General features: G+C 70.3%; 16 protein-coding genes. 9 read left to right on the top strand and 7 right to left on the bottom strand.

Annotated elements, in window-relative coordinates; translation table 11 throughout:
- Positions 1–101 precede the first annotated feature (101 nt).
- The gene (gene msrA, locus BOX17_RS12860; protein ID WP_071945176.1) at positions 102–734 is read left to right on the top strand and encodes a peptide-methionine (S)-S-oxide reductase MsrA; all 633 of its coding nucleotides are present in this window, start codon (positions 102–104) and stop codon (positions 732–734) included.
- Here msrA and BOX17_RS12855 read toward each other — a convergent pair.
- The 3 genes from BOX17_RS12855 to BOX17_RS12845 form a co-directional block, all read right to left on the bottom strand.
- Positions 656–1,915, bottom strand: a complete 1,260-nt coding sequence (locus tag BOX17_RS12855) for an MFS transporter (RefSeq protein WP_071945174.1) — start codon at positions 1,913–1,915, stop codon at positions 656–658. The two genes, msrA and BOX17_RS12855, sit on opposite strands and share 79 nt — an antisense overlap.
- 9 nt (positions 1,916–1,924) lie before the next feature.
- The gene (locus BOX17_RS12850) at positions 1,925–2,545 is read right to left on the bottom strand and encodes an NlpC/P60 family protein (protein WP_071945172.1); all 621 of its coding nucleotides are present in this window, start codon (positions 2,543–2,545) and stop codon (positions 1,925–1,927) included.
- Positions 2,546–2,766: 221 nt separating this feature from the next.
- A complete protein-coding gene (locus BOX17_RS12845; protein ID WP_071945170.1) occupies positions 2,767–5,229 on the bottom strand; it encodes a DUF1266 domain-containing protein in 2,463 nt (820 codons plus the stop codon).
- 203 nt (positions 5,230–5,432) lie between these two features.
- On the opposite strand from BOX17_RS12845, the gene BOX17_RS12840 reads away from it, so the two are divergent.
- The 3 genes from BOX17_RS12840 to BOX17_RS12830 all read left to right on the top strand — a co-directional run bounded on the left by BOX17_RS12840 (position 5,433) and on the right by BOX17_RS12830 (position 8,985).
- Positions 5,433–6,878 (top strand): NAD-dependent succinate-semialdehyde dehydrogenase, encoded by a 1,446-nt coding sequence (locus tag BOX17_RS12840; protein WP_071945168.1) that lies wholly within the window; start codon positions 5,433–5,435, stop codon positions 6,876–6,878.
- Between the two features lie 34 nt (positions 6,879–6,912).
- Complete coding sequence (gene gabT, locus BOX17_RS12835) at positions 6,913–8,211, top strand: 4-aminobutyrate--2-oxoglutarate transaminase (protein ID WP_071945166.1); 1,299 nt, start codon at positions 6,913–6,915, stop codon at positions 8,209–8,211.
- 159 nt (positions 8,212–8,370) lie between these two features.
- The gene (locus tag BOX17_RS12830; RefSeq protein ID WP_071945164.1) at positions 8,371–8,985 is read left to right on the top strand and encodes a hypothetical protein; all 615 of its coding nucleotides are present in this window, start codon (positions 8,371–8,373) and stop codon (positions 8,983–8,985) included.
- A 19-nt stretch (positions 8,986–9,004) separates the two neighbouring features.
- Here the strand turns inward: BOX17_RS12830 and BOX17_RS12825 are convergent, their stop codons facing one another.
- The 3 genes from BOX17_RS12825 to BOX17_RS12815 form a co-directional block, all read right to left on the bottom strand.
- A complete protein-coding gene (locus BOX17_RS12825; RefSeq protein WP_071945162.1) occupies positions 9,005–10,078 on the bottom strand; it encodes an ion channel in 1,074 nt (357 codons plus the stop codon).
- 96 nt (positions 10,079–10,174) lie between these two features.
- Entirely contained in the window at positions 10,175–10,417 is a 243-nt protein-coding gene (locus BOX17_RS12820; protein ID WP_071945160.1) for a GlsB/YeaQ/YmgE family stress response membrane protein, read from the bottom strand.
- Between the two features lie 87 nt (positions 10,418–10,504).
- On the bottom strand, positions 10,505–11,053 hold the full coding sequence (locus BOX17_RS12815) for a DUF924 family protein (RefSeq protein WP_071945158.1): 549 nt from the start codon (positions 11,051–11,053) through the stop codon (positions 10,505–10,507).
- Positions 11,054–11,136: 83 nt separating this feature from the next.
- Between BOX17_RS12815 and BOX17_RS12810 the strand changes: the two genes are divergently transcribed.
- From BOX17_RS12810 to BOX17_RS12790, 5 genes are all read left to right on the top strand, one after another.
- On the top strand, positions 11,137–11,355 hold the full coding sequence (locus BOX17_RS12810) for a hypothetical protein (protein WP_071945156.1): 219 nt from the start codon (positions 11,137–11,139) through the stop codon (positions 11,353–11,355).
- 171 nt (positions 11,356–11,526) lie between these two features.
- Positions 11,527–13,122, top strand: a complete 1,596-nt coding sequence (locus BOX17_RS12805; RefSeq protein WP_071945153.1) for a solute:sodium symporter family transporter — start codon at positions 11,527–11,529, stop codon at positions 13,120–13,122.
- A gap of 130 nt (positions 13,123–13,252) precedes the next feature.
- Positions 13,253–14,647 (top strand): YcjX family GTP-binding protein, encoded by a 1,395-nt coding sequence (locus BOX17_RS12800; protein ID WP_071945151.1) that lies wholly within the window; start codon positions 13,253–13,255, stop codon positions 14,645–14,647.
- On the top strand, positions 14,644–15,732 hold the full coding sequence (locus BOX17_RS12795) for a TIGR01620 family protein (protein WP_071945149.1): 1,089 nt from the start codon (positions 14,644–14,646) through the stop codon (positions 15,730–15,732). Before BOX17_RS12800 ends, BOX17_RS12795 begins: the two co-directional genes overlap by 4 nt.
- A gap of 81 nt (positions 15,733–15,813) precedes the next feature.
- A complete protein-coding gene (locus BOX17_RS12790) occupies positions 15,814–16,254 on the top strand; it encodes a universal stress protein (protein WP_071945147.1) in 441 nt (146 codons plus the stop codon).
- Between the two features lie 32 nt (positions 16,255–16,286).
- Here BOX17_RS12790 and BOX17_RS12785 read toward each other — a convergent pair whose 3' ends face one another.
- Positions 16,287–17,408, bottom strand: a complete 1,122-nt coding sequence (locus tag BOX17_RS12785; protein ID WP_071945145.1) for an ABC transporter ATP-binding protein — start codon at positions 17,406–17,408, stop codon at positions 16,287–16,289.
- Between the last annotated feature and the right edge of the window lie 25 nt (positions 17,409–17,433).

Raw genomic sequence — 17,433 nt, 5'->3', positions numbered from 1 at the left:
GCGCCTCCCCTTACAGTGGACATATTATTGAACAGGGTTTGTACGGAACCCCTGGCGGTCGATAGCCTCCAATCTAACACCCCTCATCGATGGAGCCACCCATGAACCTGCTGCCCTCCCCTTCCCTGCGCCACCTCGCGCTGCTCGCCCTGCCGGCCGCCCTCCTCCTCGGCGGCCCCGCCCAGGCCAGCGAGGCGCCGGCCAGCGCGGTGTTCGCCGGCGGCTGCTTCTGGTGCATGGAAGAGGCCTACGACAAGGTCGACGGCGTGCTGGCCACCACCTCGGGCTTCTCCGGCGGCCATACGGAAAATCCTACCTACCGTCAGGTGGTGGCCGGCGGGACCGGCCATGCCGAGGTGGTCAAGGTCGACTACGACCCCGACCAGGTCGACTACGGCACCCTGCTGTACGTCTTCTGGCGCAACATCGACCCCTTCGCCGTGAACCGCCAGTTCTGCGACCAGGGCGACTCCTACCGGAGTGCCATCTTCCCCATGAACGACGAGCAGCGCGCGCAGGCCGAGGCCAGCCGAGAGGCCGTGGCCGACCGCTTCGATCGGGAGATCGCCACCGAGATCAGCGACTTCGATGCCTTCTATCCGGCCGAGGACTACCACCAGAACTACTACGCCGAGAACCCGGTGCGCTACCGCTTCTACAAGTCGTCCTGCGGCCGCGTCGACCGGCTCGAGGATGTCTGGGGCGAGGAGGCCAGCGCCAGCTCGGCCCCCTGAGCCTGGCGGCGCTCGCCCCGCCAGAGCCAGGCGGCGAGCGCCAGCGTCACCCCCAGCATCAGCCAGGACGCCAGCGTCACGCCGTGCCAGCCGGCGGCGCGCCAGAACGGCTCCAGCCAGAAGCCGCCCAGGCTGGCGCCGCTGTAGTAGAACACCAGGTAGAGGGCCGAGGCGCTGCCCCGCGCCCGGCGGGCGTGGCGCCCCACCCAGCTCGAGGCCATGGAGTGGGCCAGGAAGAAGCCGAAGGCATTGATCGTCAGCCCGGCGATGATCCAGGCGAGCGATCCGGCCAGGGTCACCGCGGTGCCGCCCATGAGGATCAGGATCCCCAGCATCATGCAGGCGGGCTGCGACCAGCGGGCGGCCAGCCGCCCGGAGAGGGACGAGCCCAGGGTGCCGCCCAGGTAGGTCAGGAAGATCAGCCCCAGCAGCCGGGTGCCCAGCCCGAAGGGCGCCTCCGCCAGGCGGAAGGTGATGTAGCTGTACTGGTTGATGAAGATCATGAAGTTGATCCCGCCGAGCAGATAGGCCCCGATCAGCGGCGGCGTGGCGAGGTGGGCCCGGAGGTCGGCCAGGGCGCCCCGCAGCTCGAAGCGTCGCGGGGTGAAGGCGCGGGCCGGGGGCAGCAGCTTCCAGAAAACCACCAGCCCGGCCATCGTCATGGCCCCCACCGCGAGGAAGCTCGCCGACGCCCCACCGATCTCGGCCACGGCACCGCCGACCACGCGACCGCTGATGCCGCCGAGGGTATTGGCGCCGATGTAGAGGCCCACCGCCGAGAGCAGGGCCGGTCGTTCGAACTCGTCCCCCATCCAGGCGATGGCCACCGCCGGCAAACCGCCCAGCACGAACCCCTGCAGCGCCCTCAGCGCCAGCAGGGACTCGAAGGTCGGTGCCAGCGCCAGCGCCAGGGAGAGCAGGCCGGACACCAGCAGGGAGACGCGCATGATGGCGCCCCGGCCGATGGCATCCGACAGCGGACCGAACACCAGCAGCGAGGCGGCCAGGGCCAGGGTGGAGACCGACATGACCAGGCTGATGCCCAGCGTCGAGACGCCGAAGCTCTCGCGCAGCGCAGGCAGCAGCGGCTGGGGAGCGTAGAGGTTGATGAAGACCAGGAAGGAGCCCAGGCAGAGGGCCAGGGTGGCACGCCACCAGGTGCGAGTGTGCGCGGCGATCATGTCGCCCGCTCAGCCCTCACCGGTGGTGGCGAGGCGCCGGGCCAGCAGCACCGGCTCCAGGGTGCGGCGGGCCTGCCAGTAGTAGCGCTGCCAGTAGCGGTTGTCGAGATCGGAGATCATCACGCCGCGGGAGGTGGATGCGTGCAGGAAGCGGCCCTCGCCGACATAGATGCCCACGTGGCGGTAAGCGCCGGGGGGACGGAAGAACACCAGGTCGCCGGGACGCAGGGCGTCACGCTCGATCTCGAGGCCCTCCTGCACCTGCTGCTCGGTGGTCCGCGGCAGGTCGAAGCGGAAGGTGTCGCTGAAGATGGTCTGGACCAGGGCCGAGCAGTCGATGCCACGGGAGGAGGCGCCACCCAGCCGGTAGGGGGTCCCGACCCAGCGCTCGTGCTGCGCCAGCAGGGCCCGACGGATCAGCCGCGGGGGCGGATGACGCAGGCCGCGGACCTCGAGGATGGGGTTGTCCACCGGCGACATCAGGGGATCGGCGGGCATGCCGGGCAGGTCCCGGGCGAAGTAGGCTCCCACGGCCTCCTCCTCCTCGCTGCCTCCCGGCGAGGCACAGCCCGCCAGCAGCGCCAGGGCGGCCCCCATGACTCCGACACGACACGCGCGTGTGTCCAGCATCCTGCAACGACCTCGTTCACGGAGCCTCACCCGCCCCATCGACACGATGGGGTCCTCGGGTCCTGCGGAGTGTCGCTGTGGGCGTGCTGCCGGAACGGCTCCGGGATCACTGCCACAACGCCCTCTCGGCTGCTCGCTGACTGACGGAGACTCCCCCCGCGGGGGAGCCGTGACCTCTTTCGGGGCGACTATAAACCAAATGCGATCGACAGGGCGAGACCTTAGTGGAGGGTGCGCCGGTCGCCCGGCAGGGTATCGATGTGCAGCGGCGCCCAGTGACGCGGCCGCGCCCCGGGAAAGTCCAGGCTGGCCCAGGCGCCGGCCAGGGGAGGCGCCCCGGAGAGCCAGGCCACCAGGGCCTGCCGGAAGCCGGCCAGGAAGCTCTCGCGCTCGGGCGTCTCGCCCATGAAGAAGGAGAACCCGGCATGCAGCCCGCGGGCGTACTCCTCCCAGCCCGCATAGTGCTCGCTGGCCAGGGCATGGGCCCGCTCGAGCAGGCGCAGGAAGGCCGCCTCGCCCAGCCAGCCGAGCTGGCGGCCGGCAATGGCCAGGTCCACGGCCTGGGCGATGTCCCAGGCCGCCAGGTCGATGTCGTTGCAGCCGTCCTCGTCGTCCCTGACCCTCTTCAGGCGAAGCAGGTGGGCGCCCTCCTCCTCGCTGCACTCGCCGCTCTCCAGGGTGGCGATCTCCGAGGCCAGGCGCCCCCGGTTGAGGGTGTAGGGGGCGTAGTTGATCTGGTACTCCTGACGGTCGCCCGCCTCGATCAGGTACTCGAGGAACTCGGCCAGCTCGGCCTCCCCGTGCAGGGCATAGTGGCCATCGACCCAGTCGCGGATGGCGGCGCATTCGCGCTCGCTCTCCGGCTGGGGCAGGCTCCAGGCCGGGCTGTTGAGCGGGCCGACCAGGGCCATGGCCGTGAAGTGGGCAAGCGTCGGCCTCGTGCCGGGTTCGCGCCAGGCCCCGCCTCGCCAGTCGAGCCACTGGAAGAGGCTGCCGGGGTCCTCCAGGTGCCAGCGGATCTCGGCGACCATCGGGGGCTGTTCGGGCTCGGGCAGCAGGCTCTCCCAGTGGGCCCAGGCCTGCAGCAGGCGTCGCGCATCGGGATAGAAGCGGCACAGCGAGCCCTGCAGGGCCTCCGCCAGCCCGTCCAGGCGGCGGGCATCGAAGTCGCCGCTGTCCATGGCCATCTGCAGGTGGAAGGCGAACTTCTCGGCCATGTGGATCGTGGCGGCATGGCGACTGGCCTGCTTGAGCACGTCGCGGCTGGCGAGTTCCGCGGGGACCGGATGGCCGAAGGGGGTCTCGGCCGGCGGCAGGGCCCCGTGGGCGGCATCCGCCGCCAGCTGGTTGAGGTGGTGGGCCTGGGCCGGCAGCCAGTAGCGGGAGAGGGCCTCGACCCCCTCGTCGGCATGCAGGTCGAGGGTCTCGACGAGGTAGCGGCGTGCCTCCGCGCGCCGCACCGCCGGCAGCTCCGGCGGCGGTCCCTGGCGGGCCGCGAACTCGGGCTCGCGCACCGCCGCCAGCGCCAGCACCCAGTGGCGGGGATCCCGGCGCCAGGCCCGCATGGCGACCCGCGACTCCTCGATCAGCGCATCGTCGATCAGCCCCTGCAGGGCCGGACGCCAGGGACTCACCGGCGACTGCAGCAGCAGCGACCAGTCAGCCTCCAGGGACGGCAAGAGGTTGCGCCCCTCGAACAGGCTGCGGCCGCGCTGGTAGGCGCGCGCCAGGGCCGCCCAGTCGCTGTAGCGACGCAGCAGCAGATCCGCCCCGTGGTGCGCGAAGTCGCGGGCCTCCTGCTCGTCGAGCCAGCCCAGGCAGGCACCGGCCCAGGCCAGGTCGACCAGTCGCAGCCAGTCCCAGGCCGCCCATTCCAGGGGTTCGCCCCGCTCCAGGAAGCCCAGCAGCACCCGGCCATAGTTCCGCTCGCCGCCGTCTAGGGCCTCCCGCCACTGCTGGCGCGTCGCGTCATCGGCCTCGAGCAGCCGCGAGGCGTCGAGGTCCCAGCCCTGACGGTCGCCCTGGGCGGCCAGCCACAGCAGGCTGCGCACCAGGTCATCGCGGTGGTGGATCTGCCACGCCTCTACCAGCCAGGCCTCGAGGTCCTGCCAGTCCCGTGCGCCGGCCGGCAGCTCGAGGACCGGCGAGAAGGCGGCGCGCAGCCGCCACACCTGGTGCTCGGGGGCCGTGGGCCAGAGCTCGGCCTCACGAGGGTGGCTCGCAAGCCACTCCTGCAGCATTTCCCAGGTCACGCCGTCGCCGTCGTGCTCGAGGGCCGCCAGCGCCTCGCAGGCATCGAAGAAGCCGTCGTCACCGCGGACCCAGCCCTCCGCGCTGCGGGCATGCAGCAGCGCCGCCAGCCAGGCGTCGAGGCTGGTGTGCCGGGCACTGACCTCCTCCGCCAGCCGCTGGGCCCAGTCGCGGGCCCGCGTCTCGCCGAGCCAGCCTGCTCCCCCGCCCAGGGCCACCAGCTCCAGGCCGGCCAGCAGCCTGGCCGGGTCGACCTGAACGCCGGTCCCCAGGGTTTCCAGCAGGCACCATCCCAGCTCGCCGCGGTCGACAACTCCCAGAGCCGCCAACCGCTCGACGGCCGACTCCGCGTCCACCGTCAGGGGATCGGGGGCGAAGGCCCAGTCACACAGCACCAGCTGCTGGGCCCACCAGGCATTAAGGGGATCGACCAAGGCTCACCTCGACAAAGACCGGAACAGAAACGTGCAGTGCCGCGTCGTGCGACAAGTCGGCGGCATAGTGTAACGGAAAGCCATGCCAGCGCCGATGGTCGAGTGGGGGCAGAGCGTGAAAAACGAGGATGATGAAGGCTTGGCGACTTGTTTTAAATAATGCACACTCGTCCAACAAGATGATCAAGCCACGAGGAACCCCGATGTCCACGCAACCCGAGCTGCTGATCGACAAGGCCTATGTGGCCGGCCAGTGGCGCGATGGCGAGCGCCGCTTCGCCGTGACCAACCCCGCCACCGGCGAGTGCCTGGCCGAGGTCCCCGACCTGACCGGCGAGGATGCCCGTGAGGCCGTCTCCGCCGCCGCAGAGGCCTGGCCCGCCTGGCGTGGCAAGACCGCCAAGGAGCGTGCGACCCTGCTGCGTCGCTGGTTCGACAGCATCATGGACCACCAGGAGGCCCTGGCGCGGCTGATGACCCTCGAGCAGGGCAAGCCGCTGGCCGAGTCCCGCGGCGAGGTGGCCTATGGCGCCGCCTTCGTGGAGTACTACGCCGAGGAGGCCAAGCGCGTGGCCGGCGAGACCCTGCCGAGCCACGGCACGGACAAGCGCATCCTGGTGTTCCGAGAGCCCATCGGGGTGGTGGCGGCCATCACCCCCTGGAACTTCCCGCTGGCCATGATCACCCGCAAGTGCGCCCCGGCGCTGGCCGCCGGCTGCCCGGTGGTGATCAAGCCGGCCGAGGCCACGCCGCTCACCGCCCTGGCCCTGGCGAAGCTCGCCGAGGACGTCGGCTTCCCCGCGGGCGTTATCAACGTGGTCACCGCCTCCCGCCCGGCCGAGATCGGCGACGTCCTGACCACCGATCCTCGCGTGCGCAAGATCTCCTTCACCGGCTCCACCCCGGTCGGCAAGATGCTGCTCGCCCAGTGTGCCGGCACGGTCAAGAAGGCCTCCATGGAGCTGGGCGGCAACGCGCCCTTCATCGTCTTCGACGACGCCGACCTGGATGCCGCCGTCGAGGGCGCCGTGGCCTCCAAGTACCGCAACTCCGGCCAGACCTGCGTGTGCACCAACCGCCTGCTGGTCCAGGCCGGCGTCTATGACGCTTTCCTCGAGAAGCTCGCCGCCCGGGTGGCCCAGCTCCAGGTCGGCAACGGCCTCGACGAGGGCGTGGTACAGGGCCCGCTGATCAACGCCGCCGCCGTCGACAAGGTGCAGTCCCACATCGCCGATGCCCTCGAGAAGGGCGGGCGCCTGGTCTGCGGCGGCGAGCCGCACGCCCTAGGCGGCACCTTCTTCCAGCCCACCATCGTCGCCGACGTCACCGACGAGATGCGCGTGGCCCGGGAGGAGACCTTCGGCCCGCTGGCCCCGGTGTTCCGCTTCGAGACCGAGGAAGAGGCCATCGCCATGGCCAACGCCACCGAATTCGGCCTCGCCGCCTACTTCTATGCCCGCGACTATCGCCGCATCTGGCATGTCATGGAAGGGCTCGAGTATGGCATGGTGGCAGTCAACGAGGGCATCCTCTCCACCGAGCTGGCGCCCTTCGGTGGCGTGAAGGAATCGGGCCTGGGACGCGAGGGGTCGCGCCACGGCCTGGACGAGTACACTGAACTAAAATACGTCTGTGTCGGCGGCCTCTGATCGCCCGCAACGTCTTACCAAGGAGGCAGGATCCATGAACAACGCACAGCTCAACGAACTCAAGCAGCGCTATGTGGCCAATGGGGCCGCGAGCCCGGCCACCCAGTTCGCCGACCGCGCCGAGAACGCCCTGATCTGGGACGCCGACGGCAACCGCATCGTCGACTTTGCCGGCGGCATCGGCGTGCTCAACATCGGCCATCGCCACCCCAAGGTGGTCCAGGCGGTCAAGGACCAGCTCGACAAGGTCATGCACACCTGCCAGACCGTGATGCCCTATGAGGGCTACGTGAAGGTCGCCGAGAAGCTCAGCCAGGTCACCCCGGTCCGCGGCCATGCCAAGGTGATGCTGGCCAACTCCGGCGCCGAGGCCCTGGAGAACGCGGTCAAGGTCGCCCGCGCGGCCACCGGCAAGAACAACGTCATCTGCTTCGACGGCGGCTACCACGGCCGTACCTTCATGACCATGGCCATGAACGGCAAGGTCGCGCCCTACGCCACCGACTTCGGCAGCATGCCGGGCAACGTCTTCCGCGCTCCCTACCCCGTGCCCTACCACGGCGTCAGCGAGGACGAGGCCCTGCGCGGCCTGAAGATGACCCTCAAGACCGATGCCAACCCCAAGGACACCGCCGCCATCGTGCTGGAGCCGGTGCTCGGTGAGGGCGGCTTCTACCCGGCGTCGACCAGCTTCCTCAAGGCGATCCGCGAGATCTGCGACGAGCACGGCATCCTGATGATCATCGACGAGGTGCAGTCCGGCTTCGGTCGTACCGGCAAGCTGTTCGCCATCGAGCACAGCGGCGTCGAGCCGGACATCATCACCATGGCCAAGAGCATGGCCGACGGCATGCCGATCTCCGCCGTGGTCGGCACCGACAAGGTCATGGATGCCTCCGGCGCCAACTCGCTGGGCGGCACCTACACCGGCAGCCCGGTCTCCTGCGCGGCGACTCTGGCAGTGCTCGAGGTGTTCGAGGAAGAGGACATCCTCGGCAAGAGCCAGGCGCTCGGTGACAAGCTGGCCAAGCGCTTCGCAAAGTGGCAGCAGGACTTCGACTGCGTCGACAACGGTCGCAACATGGGCGCCATGGCGGCCATCGACCTGGTGTCCGACAAGGCCAACCACACCCCGGACGCCGACCTGGCCGGCGCGCTGTGCAAGAAGGCCCGCGAGAAGGGGCTGATCCTGCTCTCCTGCGGCCTGTACGGCAACACCATCCGCTTCCTGATGCCGGTCACCATCGAGGACGAGATCCTCGAGGAAGGCCTGGCCATCGTCGAGGAGTCCCTCAAGGAGCTGGTCGGCAGCAAGAGCGCCGCCACCGCCTGACACGGGATACTCCGACCACGGCAGCAAACGACACCGCCCGGCTGGAGACAGCCGGGCGGTTTGCGTTGGGGGACTGCCGCCGTTGACGCCCTCAGCCGTCGAGCCTGCTATGGTCGGACATGCCATGACACCTTCGCTCTTTCGCACCGGGACCGCGCCATGATCTTTCGCACCCTCTCCCTGCTGCGCTCCCTGCAGGGGGCCCATCACACGGTCAACGATGCCCAGGCCAGGATCCAGCAGGCCTGCGACTACCGCTGGCTCAGGGGCCAGCTGACCCACGGGATGGTCGGCGCCCGCGAGGCGAGGCTCGGCGACGGCACACCGGCCGTCTCGGTGGTGCTGCCCTTCGTGGCCAGCCCGGAACGGCGTCGCGGTGGCCGATGGCCGGACGACCCCGACGAACGGGAGGCCTGCTTCGTGGAGGGCGCCCACGCCTGCCGGGCCGCCGGGGCCCCGGGCTACCGCAAGCTGGAGAGCCTCTCCCGGGGACTGGCCGAGGGCGGCATGGCGGTGCTCAAGGACGCGGCGCGCTTCCAGTACCTGGTCGAACAGCAGGCCCTGCGGCTCACCTGGCGGCGCGCCGAGGCCCTGCCGCCCGACCTCGCCAGGCAGCTCGGCCGGCGCCTGGCCGAGGCCGGCAGCGAGCGTCACGGTCTCTTCCTGCTCGAGGTCAGGCTTCCCGCCTCGCCCCGCGAGGTCTCGCTGAACGGCGACTGGCTGGACCGCTGCCTGGATCGCTACCGGCGCATCCTGCCCACGCCGGCCGGGTGACGCCCCGGGCGGGACGCCGCTAGGCCGTGCCCGCGGCCTCGCCGGCCAGGTGGCCGGCCAGCTCGTCGGAGGGGATCCGGCGCTCGGCGATGTAGAAGACCTCGTCCCCCGCCGCCAGCAGCAGGTCGTCGTCGGGGTTGAGCACCGGATGGAGCTCCGCGGCCTGGCGGATCGCGATCAGCGAGGCCCGGCACCCGGCGCGCAGCCGGCTCGCCACCTGCGCCACCGGAAGCGCCACCGACAAGCCCGCCAGGCGGGTCGAGTACTGGGTCTGCCCCTGGTCGGCACCGACCAGCAGGCGCATGACCTCCTCGCTGCCGGGGTCCAGGGCGGCCTTGACCAGCATCTTCTGGTGCAGGGAGGGAATCACGTTGACCTTGGGGCAATGGGTCTCGAGCAGACGCCCCACCATCTGGTTCTTCACGTAGGCGGTGATCCGGCAGCGCTCGCCGACCAGGGCGGAGAGGTGCATGCAGACGAGGTTCGTCTCGCTGTCGTCCTCGACGTCGACCACCACCAGGGAGGCGTCCTTCACCGAGGCCCGCTCATAGAGCGACTCGTCCGACAGGGCGGCGGCCCGGAAGTATTCCACCCCCTGCTCGAGGAAGGGGTTGCGGGCCGGGGCGTCGGCGTCCACGCAGAGCGCCACCACCTGGCCGGGCCGCGCCTCCTCGCGGACCTGCCCCACCAGGGACTCGGTGTAGGCATTGAAGCCGACGATGACGATATGGTCCTTCTGCACGATCGCTTGCTCCCCGTTGAGGCGCCGGGTGAACTGCGAGATCACCAGGGCGGAGGCCTTGCCCAGCAGGGTGGCGAAGAGCCCGATCCCCACCGGAATGATGAAGAACACGACCATCAGCTGACCGCCCCGCGTCACGGGGGAGGCGTCCCCGTAGCCGACGGTGGAGGTGGTGACGATCATGTAGTAGAGGAAGGTGGTCGGCGAGTCGACCAGGGCCGTCTCGCCGGTCAGCGCGAGGCCGAGCCAGGCGAGCAGCAGGTAGGCGAGCAGCAGCAGGCCCAGCACCCCCCAGCCCATGTCGGCGACGCCGCGGATCAGCACCGCGCCGAGGCGTTTCAGTACGTACATGCGGGTCCCTTGAGGCGGCCGGGCGCGGGGCGCCCGGCGAGTCGTCAGGCCCCGGCGGAACGCCGGGGCGAGGGCGCGTCCGGTGGATGCCGCGCGTCAGGCCTTCCTGACCTTGGCGATCACCCACAGCAGCACCACGGCGCCGACGACGGCGGTGACCAGCGAGCCGATGAAGCCCCCGGCCTGCAGGCCCAGCAGGCCGAACAGCCCCCCGCCGACCACGGCGCCCACCACGCCGACCCCGATGTTGCCGAGCAGCCCGAAGCCGCCCCCGCGCATGATGTGGCCGGCGATCCAGCCGGCCAGGCCACCGATGATCAGCCAGGCAATGATTCCCATGGGGTACGCTCCTTTATCCTTGGTGAACAGGGTCGATGGTGCCTCGCCGGCGGGCGGGAGAAAAGCCCGACGTGCCGGAGGGCACGCCTAGAACGAGGAGCCAGGCTGGTCGAGGAAGGCCCGCTCCTCGAGCGTCGAGGCCCGGCCCAGCTGGGCGTTGCGGTGAGGGTAGCGTCCGAAGCGCGACAGGACGTCCCGGTGACGGTGCTCGTGGCGCAGGTTCTCCTCGAGGCCCGGCTGGGCGAACAGGCGCAGCGCCTCGTCGTGGATCGCCAGCGACTCGCTGTGCATGTAGGGCATGAACAGGAAGGCCCGCCAGGGCACGTCCAGCAGGCGGTCCGCGCGCTGGGCGACGGCCTCCTGGGCGAGCACCAGGGCCAGCGGATCCCAGGCGAAGGCCAGGGACGACCCGCGATGTATGTTGCGCGGAAACTGGTCGAGCACGATCACCTCGGCCAGACGACCCCGGGCCGAGGCCCGCCATTGCCACAGCTCTCCCCGGCCGGCCGCCGTCAGCAGCGTATCGAAGCGCCTGCCGATCTCGGCATCCAGGGCCGGGTCCTTGCGGAACCACTGGGCGGGCTTGAGCTCCCCGAACCAGAAGTCGATCACCTCCTCCGGGCGGCGTTCCTCCATGATGTCCTCCTCTTTGCCCCGGGGCGGAGCTGGTACCATCAGAGGTTAGCCGTCTCCCACCCCGCTCACCACAAGGGAACCTCATGACCACCTTCGAACTGATGCAGATGCTCGGTTACGTCTTCAACATCCTCGGCCTGCTGGTCTGCATCGGGGGGCTCACCCTGGCCCGGCGCCCCGAGCGGCGCCTGCTCGGGCGGAGCCTCGCGGTGCTCGGATTCGTGATCGCCGCGACCCCCGTGCTGCTGCAGCTGTTCGGGCTGGTGGAGCCGATGCCGGCGGGCGCCCTGCCACCGAACTGACCGCACCATCGACATGCACGCCCCGTTGAGAGAAAATTAAGACCAAGGTCGAATGGCGGATGCAAGTCAACGGACCAGACTCGTCCGCCATTCTCGTAAGTTTACCGACATCTTGACCCATCAATGCCTCGATGGGCGATGGAATTCGTACCAAACAAGGATGTTTCCAACATGCATGCCCTCACACTGGCGTCCTTCGTGTTCTTCACGGGACTGGTCGCCTTCATCACCTGGCGCCTCACCCGCCGCGATGACCATGAGACCTCCAACGGCTACTTCCTGGCCGGTCGCAGCCTGACCTTCCCGCTGATCGCCGGCTCGCTGCTGATGACCAACCTCTCCACCGAGCAGATGGTGGGTCTCAACGGGGCGGCCTTCAGCGACGGCCTCTCCGTCATGGCCTGGGAGGTGATCGCGGTCATCGCCCTGGTGGCCCTGGCGCTGTTCTTCCTGCCGCGCTTCCTGAAGAGCGGCATCGCCACCCTGCCCCAGCTGCTGTCGATCCGCTTCGATGCCGGCACCCAGCTGATCACCAACGTGATCTTCCTCATCGCCTACGCGGTGATCCTGCTGCCGATCATCCTCTACTCCGGGGCCATGGGGCTGCAGGGGATGCTCGACCTCTCAGGGCTCACCGGCATCGGCTCGGATACCGCCCTGCTGTGGCTCACGGTGTGGGTAGTCGGCCTGATCGGCTCGGTCTACGCCCTGTTCGGCGGCCTGCGCACCGTCGCCGTCTCCGACACCCTCAACGGCATCGGCCTGCTGGTCGGCGGCTTCGTGATCGTCTACTTCGGCCTGCAGGCGGTCAGCGCCGACGGCGGCGTGTTCGAAGGCTGGGAGATCCTCAAGGCGACCAACCCGGACAAGCTCGACTCGATTGGCGGTCCCGAGCAGCAGGTGCCCTTCGCCACCGTCTTCACCGGCGTGCTGCTGCTGCACCTCTTCTACTGGACCACCAACCAGCAGATCATCCAGCGCACCTTCGCCGCCAGGAGCCTGGCCGAGGGCCAGAAGGGCGTGCTGCTGACCGGCTTCTTCAAGCTGCTGGGCCCGCTGTACCTGGTGCTGCCCGGCATCATCGCCTATCACCTCTACGCCGATCAGGGCGTGGCCGCCGACGAGGCCTACGGCCACCTGGTGTTCGACGTGCTGCCGCCCTCCCTCACCGGCTTCTTCGCCGCGGTGATGGTCGGCGCCATCCTGTCCTCCTTCAACTCGGCGCTGAACAGCACCACCACCATCTTCAGCCTCGGCATCTACAAGGGGGTGTTCAAGCAGGACGCCAGCGAGGAGCAGGTGGTCAACTCCGGCAAGGTGTTCGGCTGGATCATGGCCGTCGTGTCGATGACCATCGCCCCGCTGCTGGCCGGCCAGGACAGCCTGTTCGGCTACCTGCAGAAGATGAACGCCATCTATTTCATCCCGATCCTCGCCGTGGTGGTCGTCGGCCTGCTGACCAAGCGCGTGCCGCCGCTGGCCGCCAAGGTGGCGCTGATCGGCGGCTGCCTGCTGATCTTCGCCGGCTACTTCGTGCCGCCGTTCAGCAGGCTGCCGACCCTCATGCACGAATTCCACTTCGTGGCCGCGGTCTTCGTCCTGCTGGTGGCGGTGATGCTGGTCATCGGCAAGCTGTGCCCGCGCGCCACCGACTGGGTGCAGGAGGACAGCGGCGCCGTCGACCTGACGCCCTGGCGGGGCGCGGTGCCCACCGGCATCGTGCTGGTGATCCTGGTGATCGCCATCTACGCGGCCTTCGCCGGCTGACGGTGACTGCCCTCCCGCCCGCCGCTGCCCCGCCCCGCGCGGGGCAGCGGCGTTTCGTCGCACCATCCCTTGTCAGGCGCGAGCGGGACCCGCACATTAGGGCGGCCACCGCCGACAGCCAGGAAGCCCCATGCGCCCTCCCCTGACCCGTGACCTCCACGACCTGCTCGAGCGCGGCCGGGACCGACAGCTGCGCCTGGCGGTGACCGGCCTGTCGCGCTCGGGCAAGACGGCCTTTCTCACCTCGCTGGTCAACCAGCTGCGCCATGCCGGCCTCGAGGCGCGCCTCGACCTGCTGCCCGCCTCCCGGGAGGGACGGCTGCTCGGGGCCCGCCGGGTCCAGCAGCAGGACCTGGGCGTGCCGCGCTTCCCCTACGACCAGGCCATGGCGGCCCTGGACGACCAGCCGCCGCGCTGGCCCGACCCGACCCGTGGCATCAGCGAGCTGCGCCTGGCGATCCGCTACCGGCCCACACGCAGCGGCCTGCTCGGGGGCGAGACCCGTCAGCTGACCCTGGACCTCTTCGACTATCCCGGCGAGTGGCTGCTCGACCTGCCGCTGCTGGACCACGACTACCTGAGCTGGAGCCAGACCCAGCGCCACGACGGGGGCAGCGAGCGCGCCGCCCTGTTTGCCGACTGGCAGGCGATGGTGAAGGACCTCGACCCCGCCGAGGAGGTCGACGAGGCGCGCCTGGCCGAGATCGCCGAGCGCTATGCGACCGGGCTCCGGGCCGCCCGGGAGGCCGGCTTCGCCGACCTGCAGCCGGGACGCTTCCTGCTGCCCGGAGAGCTCGAGGGCGCCCCGGTGCTGCAGTTCTTCCCCCTGCCCGGCATCGCCGAGGCCGACCGCGACGCCCTCGCCGCCCTGCCGGCCGAGAGCCTCTACGCCACCCTGGCGCGACGCTTTCGCCACTACCAGCAGCACATCGTCCGCCCCTTCTACCGGGAGCACTTCCGTCGCTTCGATCGCCAGATCGTGCTGGTCGACGTGCTCGGCGCCCTCAACGCGGGACCGGAGCGCTTCGAGGACCTCTCCCGGGCGCTGTCCCGCCTGATGCAGAGCTTCCAGTACGGCAAGCGCAGCCTGCTGACGCGGCTCTTCGCGCCGCGCATCGACCGCCTGGCCATCGCCGCCACCAAGGCCGACCACGTCACCCCCGAGCAGCACGGCCGCCTGGTCGCCCTGCTCGAGGCCCTGCTCGCCGACCCGCTCAAGGACCTGCGCTTCGCCGACGTGCCGGTCCGGGCCCTGTCGCTGGCGGCGATCCGCGCCACCGAGAGCCGCGAGGTGAACCAGCAGGGGCGCCGCTCGCCGGCCCTGCGCGGCACGACCCTAGCCGGCGAGTCACTGCTGCTGTTTCCCGGCGAGGTACCGGACCGCCTGCCCCGGGCCGACTTCTGGTCCCGCCAGGGGTTCGCCTTCACCGCCTTCCGTCCGCTGCCCCGGGATACCGGCGCGCCCCTGCCGCACATCCGCATGGACGCCGCCCTGGACTGGCTGATCGGAGACAAGCTGTCATGACCCCTCACCGCGAGCAGGACCCGCGCCCGGGCGAGCACTTCACCCTCGAAGACGGGCCCGACGTCGACACCGCCCCCGGGGATCCCCGTCCGGGCCGACACTTCGATGCCGGACTGCCGAGCCAGCCCCCGGCCGCCCCGGACCCCGAGGCGGCCCGCGGGGAGCAGGCCCTGGGCGAGAACCTGATGCGCCCCCGCAAGCGCCGCTGGGGGCTGCTCGCGCTGCTCGGCGGCAGCCTCGGCCTCGGCGCGCTGGAAGCCGGCCGCACCCTGTACGCCGCCGGCCTCGGCGGCGACTGGCTGGCCGGCGCCTGGAGCCTGCTGTTGCTGATGGCACTCGGCCTCGGCGGCTCGGCGCTGCTGCGCGAGCTCTGGCGCCTGCGACGCCTGACCCGCCACGCGCGGCTGCGCGATCGCCTCGCCGCCCTGCCCGAGGCGACCCCGGCCCAGGCGCGGTCCCTGGCGGCTCAGCTCCGGCGCGACCTCGCCCTGGATGACGACGACCCCCACTGGCAGGCCTTCCTGGCCGCCCGGGAGCCCCACCATGACGGGCAGGACGTTAGGGCCCTGCTCGACCACCACCTGCTCGCCCCGCGGGATCGGGAGGCCAGCCGGCTGATCTCGCGGATGTCCGGCGAGACCGCGGTGATGGTGGCGGTCAGCCCGCTGACGCTGGTGGACATGGGCCTGGTGGCCTGGCGCCACCTGGCGATGGTCGACCGGCTGTGTCGGCTCTACGGGCTGGAGCTGGGCTATGCGGCGCGCCTGCGGCTGCTGCGCAGCGTGCTCTACCAGATGGCCTTCGCCGGCGCCAGCGAGATCGCCGGGGAGGCGAGCATGGAGATGCTGTCCATGGACCTGGCCGGCAAGCTCTCGACCCGGGCCGCCCAGGGGCTCGGCATCGGGCTACTGGGGGCGCGCCTGGGGCTGCGCACCCAGCGCCTGGCCCGGCCGCTCGCCTTCAGCGCCGATCAGGCGCCGCGCATGGCCGACCTGCGCCGTGACCTCTGGCGACAGCTGCGACGCCTGGAGGCCCGCGAGGAGCGGGAGCAGAGGGAGAAACAGGAGAAGCATCGACATCCTTGACCCGGATCATGACGGCCCCCGCAAGGGAAACTAGGCTCCTCGGTAGGTCGCCATTCCCGTCATTGCATGGAGGGTCTCGTCATGTTCCGTTCCATCCTGGTGCCCGTCGACGGTTCCGTACACGCCCAGAAGGCCCTGGACGTGGCCTGCCAGCTGGCCCGGCAGGCGCAGTCCGCGCTGATCCTGCTGCACATTCCCGAGCAACTCGCCCACGACACCCTGCTGGTCTGGGGCATCGGCGCCGTCGAGATGACGGCCACCCAGGCGGAGCTCGAGTCCGCCGGGCGACAGGTCAGGGACCGGGCCGCCGAGGCCGCCCGCGATGCGGGCGTGGAACACGTCGAGGCCATGGTCGCCCAGGGCGACCCGACGCGCGTGATCCTCGACGAGGCGAAACGTCGCGGCGTCGATGCCATCGTGATGGGCAGCCGGGGCCTGGGCGACCTCAAGGGGATGGTGGTCGGCAGCGTCTCCCACAAGGTCAGTCACGCCGCCGACTGCACCGTGATCACCGTGCACTGAACGCGGCCCGGCCCCCTGGCGCGACGACAGGGTCAGGCGAGCCGCCGCTGGCTCTCCTGGTGGAAGAGCACGGCGCGCCCCATGTCGACGCGCAATGAGAGCCGCTCGCCGGCGGCCACCTGGCACTTCGGCCCGACCCGCGCCGTGACCTCGCCCTCGCCCAGGGGAAGACGCAGCAGGATGTCGGCGCCGGTGGGCTCGACCACACTGACCCGCGCCTCCAGCAGGGTGCCCTCGGCCTGTTCGCTCAACCGCAGGTCCTCCTCGCTGAAGTGCTCGGGTCGCAGCCCCAGGATCACCGGCTGGCCCACCTGCCCGGCCATGGCCGGCGTCTCGCGAGAGGCCGGCCAGGGCAGCACCAGGTCTGCCTCGCCGGGGGTGGCGATCCGCAGGCGATAGTCGCCCGACTGCCCCTCCAGGGTGGTGGTGACGAAGTTCATCGAGGGGGAGCCCATGAAGCCGGCCACGAAGATGTCGACGGGGTCGTTGTAGACCTCGTCCGGCGTGCCCAGCTGCAGGATGTGGCCGTCGCGCATCACGGCGATGCGGTCGGCCAGGGTCATGGCCTCGATCTGGTCGTGGGTGACATAGACAATGGTGGTGCCCAGGCGCTGGTGGAGCTTCTTGATCTCGGTGCGCATGTCCACGCGCAGCTTGGCGTCCAGGTTGGAGAGCGGCTCGTCGAAGAGATAGACCGCGGGCTCCCGGGCCAGGGCCCGGCCCATGGCCACCCGCTGGCGCTGGCCCCCGGAGAGCTGGGAGGGCTTGCGGTCGAGCAGGGCCGTGATCTGCAAAAGGTCGGCCACCCGCTCAACCGCCGCCTCGCGTTCGTCCCTGGGTACCTTGCGCATCTCCAGGCCGAAGCTGATGTTCTGGCGCACCGTCATGCTCGGGTAGAGCGCATAGGACTGGAAGACCATGGCGATGTCGCGTTCCGCCGGGGTGAGCCAGGTGACGTCCCGGTCGGCGATGCGGATCCGGCCGTCGGTGACCGGCTCCAGGCCGGCGATGGCGTTCATCAGGGTCGACTTGCCGCACCCCGAGGGGCCGACCAGGATCAGGAATTCGCCGGACTCGATGGCCAGGCTGACGTCCTTGAGGACGCGTTCGTTGCCGAAGTCCTTGCGGACCTCGTGAATCTCGAGAGCTGACATGACTGCTTACCTTTGTTGTTCATCG

This window comes from Halomonas aestuarii (assembly GCF_001886615.1).
Classification (GTDB): Bacteria; Pseudomonadota; Gammaproteobacteria; order Pseudomonadales; family Halomonadaceae; genus Halomonas; species Halomonas aestuarii.
The sequence above is the reverse complement of the archived record's forward strand: the minus strand, read 5'-3'. Positions and strand labels throughout refer to the sequence as shown.

What these genes read in the sequence shown, in the direction of transcription:
- BOX17_RS12790 (WP_071945147.1), top strand. Translation starts at nt 15,814, where the DNA reads ATGTTCCGTTCCATCCTGGTGCCCGTCGACGGTTCCGTACACGCCCAG.
- BOX17_RS12850 (WP_071945172.1), bottom strand. Translation starts at nt 2,545, where the DNA reads ATGCTGGACACACGCGCGTGTCGTGTCGGAGTCATGGGGGCCGCCCTG.
- BOX17_RS12800 (WP_071945151.1), top strand. Translation starts at nt 13,253, where the DNA reads ATGCGCCCTCCCCTGACCCGTGACCTCCACGACCTGCTCGAGCGCGGC.
- BOX17_RS12810 (WP_071945156.1), top strand. Translation starts at nt 11,137, where the DNA reads ATGACCACCTTCGAACTGATGCAGATGCTCGGTTACGTCTTCAACATC.
- BOX17_RS12830 (WP_071945164.1), top strand. Translation starts at nt 8,371, where the DNA reads ATGATCTTTCGCACCCTCTCCCTGCTGCGCTCCCTGCAGGGGGCCCAT.
- BOX17_RS12805 (WP_071945153.1), top strand. Translation starts at nt 11,527, where the DNA reads ATGCATGCCCTCACACTGGCGTCCTTCGTGTTCTTCACGGGACTGGTC.
- BOX17_RS12815 (WP_071945158.1), bottom strand. Translation starts at nt 11,053, where the DNA reads ATGGAGGAACGCCGCCCGGAGGAGGTGATCGACTTCTGGTTCGGGGAG.
- BOX17_RS12825 (WP_071945162.1), bottom strand. Translation starts at nt 10,078, where the DNA reads ATGTACGTACTGAAACGCCTCGGCGCGGTGCTGATCCGCGGCGTCGCC.
- BOX17_RS12795 (WP_071945149.1), top strand. Translation starts at nt 14,644, where the DNA reads ATGACCCCTCACCGCGAGCAGGACCCGCGCCCGGGCGAGCACTTCACC.
- BOX17_RS12785 (WP_071945145.1), bottom strand. Translation starts at nt 17,408, where the DNA reads ATGTCAGCTCTCGAGATTCACGAGGTCCGCAAGGACTTCGGCAACGAA.
- BOX17_RS12820 (WP_071945160.1), bottom strand. Translation starts at nt 10,417, where the DNA reads ATGGGAATCATTGCCTGGCTGATCATCGGTGGCCTGGCCGGCTGGATC.
- gabT (WP_071945166.1), top strand. Translation starts at nt 6,913, where the DNA reads ATGAACAACGCACAGCTCAACGAACTCAAGCAGCGCTATGTGGCCAAT.
- BOX17_RS12855 (WP_071945174.1), bottom strand. Translation starts at nt 1,915, where the DNA reads ATGATCGCCGCGCACACTCGCACCTGGTGGCGTGCCACCCTGGCCCTC.
- msrA (WP_071945176.1), top strand. Translation starts at nt 102, where the DNA reads ATGAACCTGCTGCCCTCCCCTTCCCTGCGCCACCTCGCGCTGCTCGCC.
- BOX17_RS12840 (WP_071945168.1), top strand. Translation starts at nt 5,433, where the DNA reads ATGTCCACGCAACCCGAGCTGCTGATCGACAAGGCCTATGTGGCCGGC.